Below are 16095 nucleotides of genomic sequence, written 5' to 3'. Positions count from 1 at the left end.
GCCGGTCGCGGACAGTCTGTAGTATGTCCGCCCATTGCACGCGTGTTGCTGCATCACCGCAGCGGCATCACCGCAGTTGCTTCACCACCGCCGCATGACCAAAGGACAGGACATCGTATGACGCAGTACACCACTGTCGAATTGCACGGCCTGCTGGCCGAGCGCTACCGCGACCAGCCGATCGAGGTCGAGCTGATCGATGGGCTGGAACCGGCCATCAACCTCACCCTGGCCGACCACGGCGACATGCAGATCCAGGTCGCCGCCTCCGGCTCGCAGGTGTTCGTTTCCACATTGCTGGCCAACGCGGACCAGGTCAGCGACCGCGCGGCCTTCAACGACGCCTGTCTGCGGCTCAACCCGCTCAATCCCTTGTCCAACCTGGGCCTGGTGCAGGTCGACGGCAAGGATAGCTACGTGGTCTTCGGCGAACTGTCGGCGTCGTCCACGCTGGACCAGATCGACGAGGAAATCCAGACCCTGGCGGCCAATACGCTGGATGCCGCCGAATCTCTCAAGCCGTTCTTTTCCTAAAGGCGTGTTGTCATGAGTATCTTTTCAAAGCTGATCACGCTGCTGCGTGGCACTGCACACGAAACCGGCCAGAAGGCGGTCGACGCCAACGCGCTGCGCATCCTGGACCAGGAAATGCGCGATGCCGGCGCCCAGCTCACGCGTTCGCGCGAAGAGCTAACCAAGCTGATGGCGCAGAGCAAACTCGCCCAGCAGAAGATCGACGCGCGCGCCGGCAAGATGGCCGAATACACGCGCTATATCGAAGGTGCGCTGGCCAAGGGCGACGAATCGCTGGCCCATGATGTGGCGACCAAACTGGCCGCGCTGGAAAGCGAGGATGCCGGCGACAAGGCCTCCAAGACATCGCTGGACCAGTCGGTGGTGACGCTCAAGGCCACCATTCAGAAGACCGAAAACCAGCTGCGCGGCATGCGCCAGCAGATCGACACGGTCAAGGCCACCGACGCAGTGCAGAAGGCGCAGGCGGCGATTGCCGCGCGCCATTCCGGCGCCAGCAGCAAGATGGGCTCGGCACTGGAATCGTTGGAGCGGATCAAGGCGCGTCAGGCCGAAACCTCCGCACGCATCGAATCGGCCGAAGAGCTGGAAGCATCCAGCGGCGATGGCGATCTGAACCGGCGTCTGGCCGCGGCCGGCCTGATGGAGGGCGAATCCAACGCCGCCGCGGTGCTGGCACGCTTCAAGAAGCCGGCCCAGCTCGGCCACGACAGCGCCGGCGGCAGCGCGCTGCTGATCGGCCAGGTGCGCGACGTGCAGCAGGTTCCGCGCAGCGACAGCTGACCGGCCGCACGGCACAGGACGCGCCATGATCATCGTCGGAAAGCTGTTGCGGGTGGTGCGGCGCCACGTGCGCCGCGTCAGCTGGGGCATGGTGGCGCTGGCATTGCTGGCGCACATGGGGCTGAGCTGGGTATTGCTGCTGCTGGCCGGCGAGCACACGCTCGTCGGCCTGGACGCGTTCCCGTACTACTACATGACCACGGCCACCACCATCGGCTATGGCGACCTGTCGCCGGGCTCGGTGGCCGGGCGCTACATCGCCGCGTTCGTGTTGATGCCGGGCGCAGTGGCACTGTTTGCCACGGTGCTGGCCAAGACCAGCGGCGTGCTCATCACCTTCTGGAGGCGCCACCACATGGGCAAGATGGCTTACGCCGATCTGCGCGGGCACACCATCCTGATCGGCTGGCAGGGCGCCGCGTCCACGCGCTTGCTGGAGCTGCTGCTGTCCGACACCGCCACCGACGACGAAGGTGTGGTGCTGATCGCCGAGGGCGTGGCCGAGAACCCGATGCCCGACCACATGCGCTTCATCGCCGCCGAGTCGTACACGCACACCGAGGTCTACCTGCGTGCGGGCATCGCGGGTGCGGCACGGGTGATCGTCAACCCGCCCTCGGACGACCAGACCCTGGCGGCGGTGTTCGCGCTGATGGCGCATGCGCCGCGTGCGCACATCGTGGCGCACTTCGCTTCGGCCAGCGCGGCGCGGCTGGTCGGTTGCCACTATCCGGCGATCGAATGCACACGGCCGATGACTGCCGAGATCCTGGCGCGCGCTGCGCAGGACCCGGGCAGCGCGGCGATCACCGCCGAGCTGCTGTCGGTGGACGATGGTCCGACCCAGTTCAGCCTGGCGGTTCCTGCGGATGTCGATCCGCTGGAGTACCGCGTGCTGGCCGCCGATTTCGGCCAGCGTGGCGCCCTGCTGCTGGGCCTGCGCGCGCCCGATGGCGCGCTGCGCTTGAACCCGCCCGCACACACCGCCGTGCCGGCCGGTGCCATGCTGTATTACCTGGCCGAGCAGCGCGTGCCCGTGTCTGCCATCGCATGGCAGGCCCTGCGCACTGCGGCCGTGTCCCGTTCCCCATCGCCACAAGGTGCATGACGATGAGTTTTTTCAGCAAGTTGTTCGGTCAACCACAACCGCCGCCGTTGCCCAGCTCCGGCACCGGCGCCATCGGTCACGCGTTGCCGCTGGGGCTGCGCGTGGGCGGGCAGCTGGAGATCGATACCACGTTGTACCGCATGGCACCGGAGGCCATGACCGCCGAGTTGCCGGGCGGGCATCAAGGCATTCCGTGCTACGGCCACGTCAATCTGGGCGATGGCTATTCCCTGCATCGGTTCTACCTGGACGATGACGCGTTCCTGCAGGTCACCACCGTGGGCGGCGATCTGGAGGCGATGAAGGCCTTCGTGTATTGCGAGACGGTCAATCCGCCCAGCAAGCAGGCGTTTCAGGAGTTCGTGATGCAGCATCCGCATCTGGGTGCGGCGCAGATCGACTACGCCGGCAAGCGCTGGCAACGCGCCACGCAGTCCACTGACGATACCGCGCGGATTCCGCCGATCGCCTACGACGAGGTGCTGTACCGCTATCAGCCGCCGCGCCGCGATGGCGATCTGACCCATTACGCCATGCTCTACAGCCGCGATGTGCCGGAGTTGCAGCGCGAGGAATTCCTGCTGGTCACCGGCGAGGATTCCGGCCCCAATGAATTCTGCGTCACCTATGCGGTCGGCATCAATGTCACCGTTGCCGATCTGGATATCACCTGAGCGTGCGCGCTCGTCCTCCACTTACCCTGGTCCTGTCATGAACCCGATCAACCTGCAGAGTTTTCTCGCGTTTCTTTCCTACTTCGGCACCGGCCTGGGCGTGTTGATCGTGGCGGTGGTGCTGGTGACCCTGGTCACCCCGCACAAGGACTTCACCCTGCTGCGGCAGGGCAACGTGGCGGCGGCCACCGCCCTGGCCGGCAACCTGATCGGTGTGGCATTGCCGCTGCATTCGGCCATCACCCACTCGGTGAGCCTGGTCGATGCGCTTATCTGGGGCGCGGTCGCCTGCGGCATCCAGATCGTGGCGTACCTGCTGGCCAACCTGGTGGCCGGGCGCATCTCGCGGCAGATCACCGACAACGTCACCGCCGCCGGCATCTTCTCGGCCGGCGTGTCGATCGCGGTCGGGCTGATCAATGCCGCGGCGATCACGCCGTAACGGAGGCAGGCATGAAGCGATCACGCAACCTCAAGCTCACCCTGATGGCCGCATTGCCGGCCGCCCTCGTCACCGGCTGCGGTTCCGAACCGGAGACCGGGGTGGTACTGCAGTCGGCCTCCGACTGCTACCAGATCAAGCAGGAACAGACCGACATCCAGCAATGCCTCAAGGCCTATGACGAGGCGGTGGCCAAGCATCAGCAGGCCGCGCCGCGCTTCAGTACGCGCTACGAGTGCGACGAGCAGTTCGGCAGTTGCACCGCGGTGCAGACGGCGCAGGGCCAGCAGAGCTGGATCCCGCCGATGGGCGGGTTCCTGCTGGGTTACGCGTTGGGCAACATGACCGGTGGTGGCGGTTACCGCTATGGCGGCGCGATGCCGCTGTACCGCGATTACCGCAGCGGCGGGTACTACAAGCCCAATGGCGATCTGGCCAGCAACCGCGTCGGCACCGTGCGCGGGCGCAGCGGCGCCATCGACATGCCGTCGCGGGCGATCACCGTGTCGCGCTCAGGTTTCGGCTCCAGTGCGGCAGCGCGCAGCTCGTTCGGCAGCGGCGGGCGCAGCTCCGGGTACGGCGGCTGACATGCAACGGATCGCAATCGCCGAGCGCCCGGACTGGCGCGAACAGGCCGAATCGCTCGGCTTCCATTTCCACACCATCGACGGCGAGCGCTACTGGGACGAAAGCGCGTACTACGCGTTTACGCTGCGGCAGATCGAGGACGACATCGAAGCGCCCACGCAGGAACTGCACGACATGGCGATGCAGTTGGTGGACGAGGTGGTGGGCTCGGAACAGCTGATGACGCAGCTGGCGATTCCGCCGTTCTACTGGGACTGGATCGCCAACTCGTGGAAGGACCGCGACCCGCATCTATACGGCCGCATGGACCTGGCCTATGCCGGCAACGGCCCGGCCAAGTTGTACGAGCTCAATTACGACACGCCGACCTCGCTGTACGAATCGGCGTATTTCCAGTGGCTGTGGCTGGAACAGCAGATTGCCGCCGGTGCGTTGCCCAAAGGCACCGATCAGTACAACCTGATCCAGGACCTGCTGTGCGAGACGCTGGGCGCGTTGGCGGCCGATGGCGCGCTCGGTGCGCAGATGCATTTTTCCGCGGTGCGCGATTCGCTGGAAGACCGCGCCACGGTGCGCTACCTGCGTGACTGCGCGCACCAGGTGGGCATCAGCACCGAGGAAGTGGCCATCGAGGACATCGGCCTGAGCGCCGATGGCTGGTTCACCGATGAGCAGGACCGGGTGATCCACACGCTGTTCAAGCTCTACCCGCTGGAATTCATGATGGAAGAACGCTTCGGGCCGGCATTGATTGCCAACCGTGTGCGCCTGATCGAGCCGGCATGGAAATCGGTGCTGAGCAACAAGGGCATCCTGCCGCTGTTGTGGGAGCGGCATCAGGGCCATCCCAATCTGCTGCCGGCGCGCTTTGCGCAAACCGGCCAGGCACCGACGGCAGGCTGGGTACGCAAGCCGCTGCTGTCGCGCGAGGGTGCCAATATTTCCCTGGTCAGCGCACAGGGCGACGCTGCGCAGACCGATGGCCCGTATGTGGATGGGCCGGCGATCCTGCAGGCGCACCATCCGTTGCCGGTATTCGATGGCCGGCACGCCCTGGTCGGCAGCTGGGTGGTGGCCGATCGTCCTGCCGGGCTGGGCATGCGCGACGACGATGGCCCGATCACCCGCGACACCTCGCGCTTCGTACCGCACGTGATCGTGGGCTGACGCAGCAAAGGGTGTGCGTCGCCACTGCGAGGTGGCGGTGCCGTGTGGCGCGATCGCCTTGCCTCGTGATGCGTGGGGTTGGTCTGGGGCGCAGCTGCGTTGGACGCCACGTGCGCGCTCTGTGGCGCAACTGCCGCTCCGCACCGCCTGACACAAGCCGCGATGGCACGCAAGCCCCGCGCGGCCTGCCGGGCAGCGCAGGTTTTCCACACCCCCTGTGGATGGAAGTTGCACAAGGTTGTGGACAAGTGGGCGCAGGCCCCGGCCTGCAACGCTGTCAAGATGGGTGGCGAAAAAATGACCAGTCATTCGCGGGCGTGGTGTTTCCCTCGCGATCGCAGCGATCGCAGCGATCCCGGCAGGATCGGCAAAGTCGCGTGCGCCCCGATCGCTGCGATGCGCTGGCCTGCAGTGCGCCCTGCCAACGCGCGGTGCTGAGCATGCGAATCGTGCAGGGCGCACGTGCGGTGCAGGCAAGGCGCGCGATACGCAGCGACCGACCGCGATGCGCCTGCGCTTGCGACCAGTGCGCGCCTGCGGCGACAGCTTGCGCACACCGCGCAGCCATCACACCCGCCGCGCCACGAAAAAGCCCGCCACGGCGAGCAGCCACGCCAGGGCGAACACGCTCAGGTACGCGGCCGAGGTCGCGGAGGCCAGCAGCGCGGCAAACAGCGCGCCGGCCAGCGCCAGCATGCCGGCCACCGCGATCGCCTCGCTCAACTGCAGCGCCGAACTGTTGGCGCCTTGCTGCGCCGGCGGCGACAGCGACAACGTCAACACCGACAGGCTCGGATACAGCAGGCCCATGCCCAGGCCGGTCAGCGCCCAGCCGGCAATCGCCACCGGCACCGGGATGACCGGCCACACCGCACCTGCGCTGATCACGATGCCCAGCGACATGAAGCACGCACCGGTCTTGAGCAGGCGTGGGCGCGACCAGCCGGCGCGGCTATGGCCCTGGTACCAGGAGCCACTGAACCAGCCCAGCGCACCGACGCTCAGCGCCACGCCGGCCAGCAGCGGCGACAGGCCACGTTCGCGCGACAGCAGCAACGGCAGGAACGCCTCGAACCCGAAGAAGGCCGCCGCTGCGATACCGCGCAGCGCGATCACGCTGGGCAGGCCACGCGCAATCCGCAGCGTGCCGGTCGGCAACAGCCGCCAGGCGCAGCACACGCTGAGCAGCAGTGCCGGCAGCATCGCCAGCAACGCGACCGGGCCGTGCAGCTGCCCGCCCAGATACACGCCGAGCACACCCAGGGCCGCACCGATCGCCCAGCGCAACTCAGAATGCGATGCGCCGGTGGTGTCGCTAGACCAGCTGCGCCCGCGGATCGCCGGCCACAGCATCAACCCGGCCGGGATCGCCAGCAGCGGCACCGACAGGAACACCCAGCGCCAGCCCACGTGCTGCACGATCAACCCGCTGATGCCCGGCCCGATCAACGAGGGCACCACCCAGCCGGCCGAAAACGCGGCGAACACGCGCGGCCGCAAGGCGTCCGGATACAGGCGCCCGACGATCACGTACAGCGCCACCGAATACGCGCCGGCGCCCAGGCCCTGCAGCAGGCGCCCGGCAATCAGCACGGGCATGCTCGGTGCCAGCCCTGCCACCAGCAGGCCGATCACAAAACACAGCAGGCCGTAAGCCAGTGCGCCGCCCGGGCCGCGACGGTCGCTCCAGCGCCCGGCAGCCGTCATGCCGACCACACTGGTCGCCAAGGTGCCGCCAAATGCCAGCGCGTACAGTGGCAAGCCGTTCAATGCGCGCGCAACGGTGGGCATGGCGGCGGCCACCGCCAGCGATTCGAAGGCGTTGAGCGACACCAGCGCCACCATGCCCAGCGTTGCCGCGCGATACGGAGCGGCCAGGATGGAGGTGGGGCGGGTGTCGCCAGGCGAGGCGGCGGATAGGGCGGTATCGGTAGTCATCGAACATCCAGGACGGCAGTGTGTAGAACCATGAGCACGGTGCTTGCACCGCTCGTGGCCGCGCAGCATCCTGCCTCAACCAAGGTTGAGGTCAAGGCAATGCAGCGTGAGTTGTCGGTGGGTGAGGTGGCCAGGCGTAGTGGCGTGGCGGTGTCGGCATTGCATTTTTACGAGCGCAAAGGCCTGATCCAAAGCCTGCGCACGGCAGGAAACCAGCGCCGCTATGCGCGCGATGTGCTGCGACGCATCGCCGTGATCCGCGTCGCGCAACGGCTCGGCGTGCCGTTGCAGCAGGTGCTGGACGCGTTCTCGGTGCTGCCGGACCAGCGCACGCCCACCCGCGCGGAATGGGCACGCATGTCGGCGCGTTGGCGTGGGCAGCTGGATGCGCGCATCGCCGAGCTGCAGGCCTTGCGCGACCAGCTCACCGACTGCATTGGCTGCGGCTGTCTGTCGCTGCGCCGCTGCCGGTTGAGCAATCCGGGCGACACGCTGGCCGAAGGTGGGGATGGTGCCTTGCGATTGTCGCGGCTTGCTGCCGACTGAGGAGGAGCGCGCCGGCTGCGCTGCCTGACGGCAGCGCGGGCGCGATCGGCATCTGCAGGCCATGCGCGGGCCGCAGCTGCTGCGCCGCTTGCATGCCCCGGGCGCGCCTGTCGCCGTCCCGGGTTACAGCCGCAACCGGGACCAATGGCAGTGCCGTGAGGGGCGAAGGCGACCGTAGGATGGGGGTTCCCTCCGCCGCAGGACCTTACGCATGTTCCCCACCTTGCGCCGATCGCTCGCCGTTGCGCTGTCGCTGGCGTGCATCACCGCCTACGCGCAGGCCGCGCCTGCAACCAACGCCACCGCGCCGGCGAGCACGTTCGATCCGCTGGCCCTGTTCGCACCGCTGCAACTGCCCGACGCACCCAACGCCTACCGCAGCGGCAGCGGCGTGCCCGGGCCGTTGTTCTGGCAGAACCGCGCCGACTACAGCCTCGACGCCAGCATCGACCCGGCAACGCACACGCTCACGGGCGAGGCGGCGATCCACTACACCAACCGCAGCCCGGACACGCTGGACGTGCTGTGGCTGCAGCTGGACCAGAACATCTACCGCGCCGATGCGCGTGCTGCCGCCAGCCGGCCGTCGCGCCGGACCCAGTTCACCGACGGCATGCAGATCGCCAGTGTCGAGATCGACGACGGCGGGCGTCGCCAGCCTGCGCACTTCGTCGTCGACGACACCCGCATGCGGGTGGACCTGCCGCAGCCGTTGGCGGGGCAGGGCAAGGCGCTGACCGTGCATATCCGCTACCGCTACACGATCCCGGGCACCTGGGGCGGGCGTACCGCGGTCAGTGCCAGCAAGCAGGGCGAGATCTACGAGATTGCGCAGTGGTATCCGCGCATGGCCGTCTACGACGATCTGCGCGGCTGGGACACGCAGCCGTACCTGGGCTCGGAGTTCTATCTGGAGTACGGCGACTTCGACTATGCGGTGACCGTGCCGGAGGGCTTCCTGGTGGCCGGCTCCGGCGCACTGACCAATCCGGCCGAGGTGCTCAGCCGCACCGAACAACAACGCCTGCAACAGGCGCGTGGCAGCGATCGCACGGTGCTGATCCGCACGCCCGAGGAAGTGGGCGCGCGCGCTGCCAGGCCGGCGGGGAGCAGCACGCGCACCTGGCGCTTCCATATGGACAACACCCGCGATGTGGCGTTTGCCGCCTCGCCTGCGTTTGTATGGGATGCCGCACGCATCAAGTTGCCGGGCGGCAAGCAGTCGCTGGCGATGTCGGTGTACCCGCTGGAAGGCGTGGGCGCGGACAAGTGGAACCGCTCCACCGAATACGTCAAAGGCGCGATCGAACATTTCTCGCAGTGGTACCCGTATCCGTGGCCGGCCGCGATCAACCTGGGAGGCTACGGCGCGGGCATGGAGTATCCCGGCATCGTCTTCGACGGCTTCGAAGATGGCGGCAAGGAGCTGTTCTGGATCACCGCGCACGAGATCGGCCACACCTGGTTCCCGATGATCGTCGGCTCCAATGAGCGCCGGCATGCGTTCATGGACGAAGGCTTCAATACCTTCATCGATGTCTATGCGTCCGATGCCTTCAACAAGGGCGAGTACGCACCCAAGCGCGACTCGGAATATGCGCCCAAGGGCGGCAACCCGGTCGATGAAATCCTGCCGTTGCTGGCCGATACCCGCGCGCCGACGTTGATGGACAATGCCGATTCCACCAGCGAGACCTACCGCCATCCACTGACCTATTTCAAGGGCGCATTGGGGCTGGTGCTGTTGCGCGAGCAGATCCTCGGGCCGGAACGCTTCGATCCGGCATTTCGCAAATACATCGCAACCTGGGCCTACAAGCACCCCACGCCATCGGATTTCTTCCGGCTGATGGAAAGCGAGAGTGGCGAAAATCTGGCCTGGTGGTGGCGCGGTTGGTATCTCAACAACTGGCAGCTGGATATGGGCATCAGCGAGGCCCATTACATCGATCACGATCCTGCCAAGGGCCTGCAACTCACGCTGCGCAGCAGCCAGAAACTGGTGATGCCGGTCACCGTGCGGGTGGATCTGGCCGACGGCAGCCATCTGGACCGTCGCGTGCCGGTGGAAACCTGGCTGCAGACCACCGCGCCCAAGCTGACGCTGCCGACCACGCAGAAAGTGCTGCATGTGACGCTGGATCCGGACCATGTATTGCCCGATGCCCAGCGTGGCGACAACCAGGTAAACACGATCGGCTAGCGGCTGCCGATGCATGCATCGGCGCTGCAATGGCGCAGCTGTTGCAGGCTTGCGGCACACCGTCTCACCGCCACCAACGGCGCAATCGATTGCAGCGATTGCGCCTTTTTTCGTGGCGGCGTGCGGCCCGATGTCATGCGCAGACGCGCCGCGATGCACGCGCATCGGCGCCAACTGCCAGGTGCACGCGTCGCCGAGCGCATCGCCACTGAAGACTGCCGCGTTGCGATCACCGCGACGCTTTGCGCAACGGTTCCATGCCGTGTCCGCGCTGCGCGGCAATGAGATGCGGCAAGGCCATTGCGGCGCAATTTTTGCGGTCGCCCTCTGGTAACGCTTACAGCCACGCTGCGTCTGCATCCGGGCTGCGGACTCAAGCGCGCGCGGTGTTTCGTGCCTGCGTGTGGCCTTGTGTGTTTGCTGCAACGCACGGTGACAAGCCCCGGCACGCGTGACTAGGCTGCGCCGCGTGTTAGCGCTATCAGTCCTGCATCGCGTGCTGGCACGGGGTTGCGCGCAGGGGCGCTCGATGGCACGCGGGGCGCAGGCGTACCGATTGGGAAGGCAGTCGCAGGTGCTGTACAGGTCGAGGCGCAGGCCGCGTTCGTCAGGAACGTGGCACGCACGGCTGGCATCAAGGGGGATCTGCCGGCGTTGGAGGCGGCGGATCGGATGAAGTGCTGCAGGCAGACAGGTCGTGTGCCGTCCAAGGTGCGTGGCCAGGCAAGCGCCGCGTCGCATTCCGCGACCACGGCCGTGGGTGTTGGACCAGACCCGAGGATAGATCGATGCGTCGTACGTTGAGCAATGTGAAGTCGAAGGCCATGTTCACCTTTGTCGGTGGCATCCTGGTGATCAATCCGGCCTTCGCGCAGGAGGCTCCTGCACAGCAGGTGTCGCCGCCGCAGTCCAGCGCACAAACCGCCACCACGCTTGATGCGGTCAATGTGACCGGCATCCGCAGCAGCCTGGACCAGTCGATGGGCATCAAGCGCGACGCTGCCGGCGTGGTGGATGCAATCAGCGCCGAAGACATCGGCAAATTTCCCGACACCAATCTGGCCGAGTCGCTGCAGCGCATCACCGGCATCTCGATCGAGCGCCGCGACGGCGAAGGCGCGCAGGTCACCGCACGCGGCTTTGGCCCGCAGTTCAATACGGTCACCCTCAACGGCCGCCTGATTCCCGGTGCCGATGCATTCGGCGCGCCTGGCCAGACCCCGATCGGGGGCGTGGATGTGGGCACGCGTGCGTTCAATTTCGCCCAGCTCGCCTCCGAGGCCATCACCGGGATCGAGGTCTACAAGACCAGCCGCGCCACCGCACCCAGCGGGGGGATCGGCGCCACCATCAACATCCAGACCGACAAGCCGTTCAACCATTCCGGCGTGGTGGCCAACGCCGGCGCCAAGATGGTGTCGGATCGTTCGCAGCCGTTCGGCGATTCGCTCACCCCCGAAGTCTCCGGCATCTTCAGCTACACCAATCCCGACAAGACCTTCGGTATCGGCTTGAGCGGCAGTTACCAGAAGCGCCACGGCGGCTCGGTGCAGGCCACCGAAAACACCTGGAACATCCAGCGCTGGACCGGCACCGATCCGGCCTTGCGTCCGGATGCGGTGGTGACCAACGCCCCGGCGATCGGCCAGTTGTACGGCATGCCCAACGACCTGCGCTATGCCTTCGCCGACTTCCAGCGCGAGCGCACCAACGGCCAGGCGGTGATGCAGTTCGCGCCCAGCGACAGCCTGACCCTGACCCTGGACTACACCTATTCGTCCAACGAGATCCGCGAAGAGCGCGGCGAGCAGGGCATCTGGCTGCAGCGCGCCAACAGCTTCACCGATCTGACCTTCGATACCGGCCAGGCGGTGGCCACCCCGGTGTACCTGCGCGATGTGCCCAACGGTGCCAAGGACTTCGGCATGGAGCAGCAGCGCAACGAGCAGAAGTACACGCTCGGCTCGCTCGGCTTCAATGCCGATTGGCAGGTGAACGACCGCTTCCAGCTGTCCTTCGATGCGCACAACTCCAAGACCAAGAGCCTGCCCAACGACCCGGTCACCGGCGGCAGCGCCACGTATTTCAGTTTCGCCGGCACCAACAACTGCAGCAACGGCCCGTCCTGCGGCGGCCAGTGGGGGCAGGAGCTGCGTTTCAATGGCGGGCTGCCGATCGGCGCGCGCACCTGGTACCCCACCGCGGCCGATTCGCTGGCCGGCACCAACGGCGTGCTCAACCCGGACTTCACCCCCGCCGAACTCGGCTCGCAGGTCCTGCGCATCTTCTATCAATCGCAGGTCACCGAGATCAAGGAAGGCCGCATGGACGGCACCTTCGACTTCGAGGACGGGCGCTTCCAGTTCGGCGTGAGTACCGCCAATACCACCATGAACCGGCTTACCAGCGACACCAACTCCACGCTGGGCGACTGGGGCGTGGCCAACGCCGGCAACGAGCCCGGCATGCAGGCGCTGCTGCGGCCGGTGAGCATCACCGGCATGTTCAAGGACTTCAACGCCAACGGTGCCGCGCCCAATGCATGGCGCGGCGATGCCGATCAGCTGGCGCTGTGGGGGGGCAGCCAGTACGGCGCCACGACCCGCTACAACCCGCAGTACAGCGCCGATAATCAGGTGGAAGAGAAGACCCGCGCCGCCTACGTGCAGCTGGAACTGAAGGGCGACATCTCCGGCATGACCACCAATACCCGGCTGGGCCTGCGCTACGAGCGTACCGATGTGGAATCCACCTCGCAGGTGGCCACGCCCACGGCGTTGCTGTGGCAGGCCAACAACGACTTCCAGCTGTTGCGTTCCACCGAGCAGCAGCCCTTCAGCGAAAAGACCAGCTACAACTACATCCTGCCCAATCTCGACTTCAGCATCGACATCTCCGATCAGCTGAAGGGGCGCGCCTCGTTCGGCCAGACCATCGCACGGGCGCCCTACAACAACCTGATCGCCGGCCCGACGCCGAATACGCCCAATGGCTCGATCCTGATCAATCCCTCCAACCGGGCCGGCGGCAGCGCGCAGAATCCGCAGCTGGATCCGCTGGAATCGGACAACCTCGACCTGGCGCTGGAGTGGTACTTCGCCGATGCCAGCTACGTGTCGGCCACGTTCTGGAACAAGCGCGTCAGCAACTTCATCGGCAATACGGTCTCGCGCGAATCCTTGTACGGGCTGAGCGATCCCACCTCCGGCCCGGATGCACAGTCAGCGCTGGCGTTCCTGCAGAGCGGCGCCTGCGCAGCGCAAGTGGGTGCCTCGGGCAACGACGTCGCCGCCGCGTGCTCGGCCAACGACACCTCGCTGTTTGCGGCGATGGCCTTGCTGCGCAACGCCGCGGCCACCGGCGGGCTGGCCGCCTACAACGGCAGCTCCGCGCAGAGCCTGGCACTGGAGAACGCCTACGACATCGTCGGCAATGCCTCCGACCCGTTGTATCAGTTCGATGTGTCGCGCCCGGTCAACCAGAACAAGGCCAATATCCACGGCTGGGAACTGGGCGGGCAGTACTTCTTCGACACCACCGGCTTCGGCATCTATGCCAACTACACCATTGTCGAAGGCGATGTGGGCTTCGACAATACCGTCATCGATCGCGACCAGTTCGCGCTGCTCGGCCTGAGCGACACCGCCAATGTGATGCTGATGTACGAAAAATACGGCTGGAGCGCGCGTCTGGCCTGGAACTGGCGCGACGAATACCTGATCGCCGCCAACCAGGACAATGCCAACCGCAATCCGTACTACGTCGAGGCCTACCAGCAGTGGGATCTCAGCGTCAGCTACAGCTTCAGCAAGCAGCTTTCCGTGGGCTTTGAGGCGATCAACCTGACCGGCGAAGACGTGCGTTGGCATGGGCGCTCGGACAAGCAGATCATCCGCCTGATCGACCAGCAGCCGCGCTACACGCTGGGTGTGCGTTACGCGTTCTGACAGGCCGGCTGCGCTCAGCTCTCCTCCCAGTGGGCGCAGCGACGCGGCTTGCGGCAGGGCTGGCTCCCATGCTGCTGTGCCGCTTGCCGGCCTGTCGCTTTTTGGCAATGCTCGCCACGGCAGGCGCGGCACCGGGCGGCGCGATCGACGCATTCCTCGTAATGCGGTGCTCCATCGCGGAGCACCGTGGGAGTTTCAGATGACGCGGTACGCAGTGCTCAACAACGTGGCGCATCACGATCTGCGCGTCATCCTGCGCTTTGGTGCCGAGTTCGGCGACGCGCTCGGCCTGGTGCCGGCCTTTGTCACCGAGTACGCCGAGCTGCAGCGCGAGTATCCGTTGTTCTTTCGCAAGGATGCTGCCGCCGGCGGCTACCAGTCGGTCGCGCTGCTGGGCTTTGCGCAGGACGAGAACCTGTTCCTGCAGGAGGGGCGCTGGGCAGCGAGCTATCTGCCGGGCATCGTGGCCAAGGGGCCATTTTTGATCGGCTTCCAGGAGCAGCGCATTGATGGCGTGTTGGCACAGGAGCCGGTGATCCATGTCGATCTGGAGCATCCACGCGTCAGCCGCCACGAAGGCGAGGCGGTGTTTCTGCCGCAGGGCGGCCACAGCCCGTATCTGGAGCATGTCATCGATGTGCTGCGCGGCATCCGCGACGGTGTGGATGCCGGCCAGGCGATGGCGGCCGCCTTCGACACCTTGGGGCTGATCCAGCCGGTGCAGCTGGATGTCACGCTGGATGCCACCCACGCCACCACGCTGGAAGGCCTGTTCGTCATCGACCGCGAGCGGCTTGCCGCACTCGATGCGTCGTCGCTGCAGCAATTGCACCGGGCCGGCCATCTGGAAGCTGCGTTCCTGATGCTGGCCTCGCTGCACAACGTGCGCCGGCTGATGGCCGAAAAGCAGCGCCGCCTGCAGCAGGTGCACGCTGCATCTGCGACCGCCGCATTCGCCTGAGCGCATGACGACCGGCGCAGCCATTTCCTCCATCGCGCCCATCGCCGAGCGCCGCGATTGCCATCCCGGCGCGCTGCCGCTTGCTGCGCTGTGCGAGGCGGCCGAGCCGGTGGTGCTGCGTGGCATCGCACGCGACTGGTCGCTGGTGCAGGCCGGGCTGCGCAGCGCCGACGAGGCGATGGCGCTGCTGCGCGCGCACGATGGCGGGCGCGCCTTGCAGTATTCCCATGGCGGCCCGGAGATCGCCAGCCGCCCGTTCTACAGCGACGATTGCAGCGCGCTGAATTTCGATGTGCAACGTGGCAGCCTGAGCAGCTTGCTGGAGGCGATCGTCACGCATCGCGATGACCCGCAGCCGCCCACCTACTACCTGGCGTCGTTGCCGATCGACGACAACCTGCCGGGCTTGCGCGCGGGCAATGATCTGGATGTGGTCGCCAGCGGCATCGCGGTGCAGCCGAGCATCTGGATCGGCAATCGCGTCATCGCCTCCTGCCATTACGATGTCCCCAACAACCTGGCGTGCTGCGCGGTGGGGCAACGTCGCTTCACGCTGTTTCCGCCCGCGCAGGTGGCCAACCTGTATCCAGGCCCGCTGGATCCCACGCCGGGCGGGCAGGTCGTCAGCATGGTGGATATCGCCAACCCGGATCTGCTGCGGTATCCACGCTTTGCCCAGGCGCTGGCGCAGGCACGCACCACCGTGCTGGAGCCGGGCGATGCCCTGTTCATTCCCGGCATGTGGTGGCATCACGTGCACTCGCTGCAGCCATTCAACGTGCTGGTCAACTACTGGTGGAACAGCGTGCCTGCGCACCTGCCGGCGCCGATGCCGGCGCTGTATCACGCGCTGTGGTCCATCCGCGACCGCCCGGCAGCGGAGAAAGCGGCGTGGCGCGCCCTGTTCGACTACTACGTGTTCGGGCCGGCCGAGCGCGCGGGCGAACACCTGCCCGAGCAGGCGCGGCATGCGTTGGGCCCGATCGACCCGATCCTCGCGCGACAGCTGCGTGCGATGTTGATCGGCAGGCTCAACCGCTGATGTGCGCGATCGGCGTCCAGGCGACTGGCCGGGCCACTGCGCAGCTGCGCCGTCCGGCGCAACCGGTGTGCGGCATCCGCATGGGCCACCCAGGCGAGCGGTCACTGCGTGGCTTCTGCGTCACCCACACGTTCGAGCACGATGCTGTGCCGGCCAACCGAC

At 66.6% G+C, this 16095-nt stretch carries 13 protein-coding genes; 12 read left to right on the top strand and 1 reads right to left on the bottom strand.

Annotation, left to right across the window (positions count from 1 at the left end):
• Positions 1 to 117: 117 nt before the first annotated feature.
• From H7A87_RS14020 to H7A87_RS13990, 7 genes are read left to right on the top strand one after another with little or no spacing between them, the layout of a single operon-like run.
• Positions 118 to 534, top strand: coding sequence for a YjfI family protein (locus H7A87_RS14020; RefSeq protein WP_005995044.1), 417 nt, complete (start codon positions 118 to 120; stop codon positions 532 to 534).
• A 12-nt stretch (positions 535 to 546) separates the two neighbouring features.
• Entirely contained in the window at positions 547 to 1317 is a 771-nt protein-coding gene (locus H7A87_RS14015; RefSeq protein ID WP_119127777.1) for a PspA/IM30 family protein, read from the top strand.
• A 25-nt stretch (positions 1318 to 1342) separates the two neighbouring features.
• Positions 1343 to 2425 (top strand): ion channel, encoded by a 1083-nt coding sequence (locus H7A87_RS14010; RefSeq protein ID WP_104583024.1) that lies wholly within the window; start codon positions 1343 to 1345, stop codon positions 2423 to 2425.
• A complete protein-coding gene (locus tag H7A87_RS14005) occupies positions 2422 to 3099 on the top strand; it encodes a YjfK family protein (RefSeq protein WP_180496712.1) in 678 nt (225 codons plus the stop codon). Before H7A87_RS14010 ends, H7A87_RS14005 begins: the two co-directional genes overlap by 4 nt.
• Before the next feature lie 37 nt (positions 3100 to 3136).
• Complete coding sequence (locus H7A87_RS14000) at positions 3137 to 3541, top strand: DUF350 domain-containing protein (RefSeq protein WP_047126964.1); 405 nt, start codon at positions 3137 to 3139, stop codon at positions 3539 to 3541.
• An 11-nt stretch (positions 3542 to 3552) separates the two neighbouring features.
• Positions 3553 to 4128 (top strand): DUF1190 domain-containing protein, encoded by a 576-nt coding sequence (locus H7A87_RS13995; protein WP_104583026.1) that lies wholly within the window; start codon positions 3553 to 3555, stop codon positions 4126 to 4128.
• 1 nt (position 4129) lies between these two features.
• A complete protein-coding gene (locus tag H7A87_RS13990) occupies positions 4130 to 5296 on the top strand; it encodes a glutathionylspermidine synthase family protein (protein ID WP_119127780.1) in 1167 nt (388 codons plus the stop codon).
• 567 nt (positions 5297 to 5863) lie between these two features.
• Here the strand turns inward: H7A87_RS13990 and H7A87_RS13985 are convergent.
• Positions 5864 to 7234 (bottom strand): MFS transporter, encoded by a 1371-nt coding sequence (locus tag H7A87_RS13985; RefSeq protein ID WP_119127783.1) that lies wholly within the window; start codon positions 7232 to 7234, stop codon positions 5864 to 5866.
• 99 nt (positions 7235 to 7333) lie between these two features.
• Between H7A87_RS13985 and soxR the strand changes: the two genes are divergently transcribed.
• The 5 genes from soxR (at position 7334) to H7A87_RS13960 (ending at position 15933) form a co-directional block, all read left to right on the top strand.
• Positions 7334 to 7780 carry a redox-sensitive transcriptional activator SoxR gene (soxR, locus tag H7A87_RS13980; protein WP_104583137.1) on the top strand — a complete coding sequence of 149 codons (447 nt, stop codon included), beginning with the start codon at positions 7334 to 7336 and terminating at the stop codon, positions 7778 to 7780.
• A 211-nt stretch (positions 7781 to 7991) separates the two neighbouring features.
• Positions 7992 to 9983 carry a M1 family metallopeptidase gene (locus H7A87_RS13975; protein ID WP_180496710.1) on the top strand — a complete coding sequence of 664 codons (1992 nt, stop codon included), beginning with the start codon at positions 7992 to 7994 and terminating at the stop codon, positions 9981 to 9983.
• A gap of 788 nt (positions 9984 to 10771) precedes the next feature.
• Positions 10772 to 13930 carry a TonB-dependent receptor gene (locus tag H7A87_RS13970; RefSeq protein WP_164739155.1) on the top strand — a complete coding sequence of 1053 codons (3159 nt, stop codon included), beginning with the start codon at positions 10772 to 10774 and terminating at the stop codon, positions 13928 to 13930.
• Between the two features lie 199 nt (positions 13931 to 14129).
• Positions 14130 to 14891, top strand: coding sequence for a SapC family protein (locus H7A87_RS13965; protein WP_119127784.1), 762 nt, complete (start codon positions 14130 to 14132; stop codon positions 14889 to 14891).
• Positions 14892 to 14895: 4 nt separating this feature from the next.
• Positions 14896 to 15933, top strand: coding sequence for a cupin-like domain-containing protein (locus H7A87_RS13960; RefSeq protein ID WP_119127786.1), 1038 nt, complete (start codon positions 14896 to 14898; stop codon positions 15931 to 15933).
• Positions 15934 to 16095: the final 162 nt, after the last annotated feature.

This window comes from Xanthomonas sp. CPBF 426 (genome assembly GCF_903989465.1).
Lineage (GTDB): Bacteria > Pseudomonadota > Gammaproteobacteria > Xanthomonadales > Xanthomonadaceae > Xanthomonas > Xanthomonas euroxanthea.
Note: the sequence above shows the minus strand (reverse complement) of the source record. Positions and strands in the feature narration are given on the sequence as shown.

Bases quoted from the DNA above. Each gene is read 5' to 3' on its own strand.
- soxR (WP_104583137.1), top strand. From the start codon at position 7,334: ATGCAGCGTGAGTTGTCGGTGGGTGAGGTGGCCAGGCGTAGTGGCGTG.
- H7A87_RS13970 (WP_164739155.1), top strand. From the start codon at position 10,772: ATGCGTCGTACGTTGAGCAATGTGAAGTCGAAGGCCATGTTCACCTTT.
- H7A87_RS14020 (WP_005995044.1), top strand. From the start codon at position 118: ATGACGCAGTACACCACTGTCGAATTGCACGGCCTGCTGGCCGAGCGC.
- H7A87_RS13995 (WP_104583026.1), top strand. From the start codon at position 3,553: ATGAAGCGATCACGCAACCTCAAGCTCACCCTGATGGCCGCATTGCCG.
- H7A87_RS14010 (WP_104583024.1), top strand. From the start codon at position 1,343: ATGATCATCGTCGGAAAGCTGTTGCGGGTGGTGCGGCGCCACGTGCGC.
- H7A87_RS13990 (WP_119127780.1), top strand. From the start codon at position 4,130: ATGCAACGGATCGCAATCGCCGAGCGCCCGGACTGGCGCGAACAGGCC.
- H7A87_RS14015 (WP_119127777.1), top strand. From the start codon at position 547: ATGAGTATCTTTTCAAAGCTGATCACGCTGCTGCGTGGCACTGCACAC.
- H7A87_RS13985 (WP_119127783.1), bottom strand. From the start codon at position 7,234: ATGACTACCGATACCGCCCTATCCGCCGCCTCGCCTGGCGACACCCGC.
- H7A87_RS13960 (WP_119127786.1), top strand. From the start codon at position 14,896: ATGACGACCGGCGCAGCCATTTCCTCCATCGCGCCCATCGCCGAGCGC.
- H7A87_RS13975 (WP_180496710.1), top strand. From the start codon at position 7,992: ATGTTCCCCACCTTGCGCCGATCGCTCGCCGTTGCGCTGTCGCTGGCG.
- H7A87_RS14005 (WP_180496712.1), top strand. From the start codon at position 2,422: ATGACGATGAGTTTTTTCAGCAAGTTGTTCGGTCAACCACAACCGCCG.
- H7A87_RS13965 (WP_119127784.1), top strand. From the start codon at position 14,130: ATGACGCGGTACGCAGTGCTCAACAACGTGGCGCATCACGATCTGCGC.
- H7A87_RS14000 (WP_047126964.1), top strand. From the start codon at position 3,137: ATGAACCCGATCAACCTGCAGAGTTTTCTCGCGTTTCTTTCCTACTTC.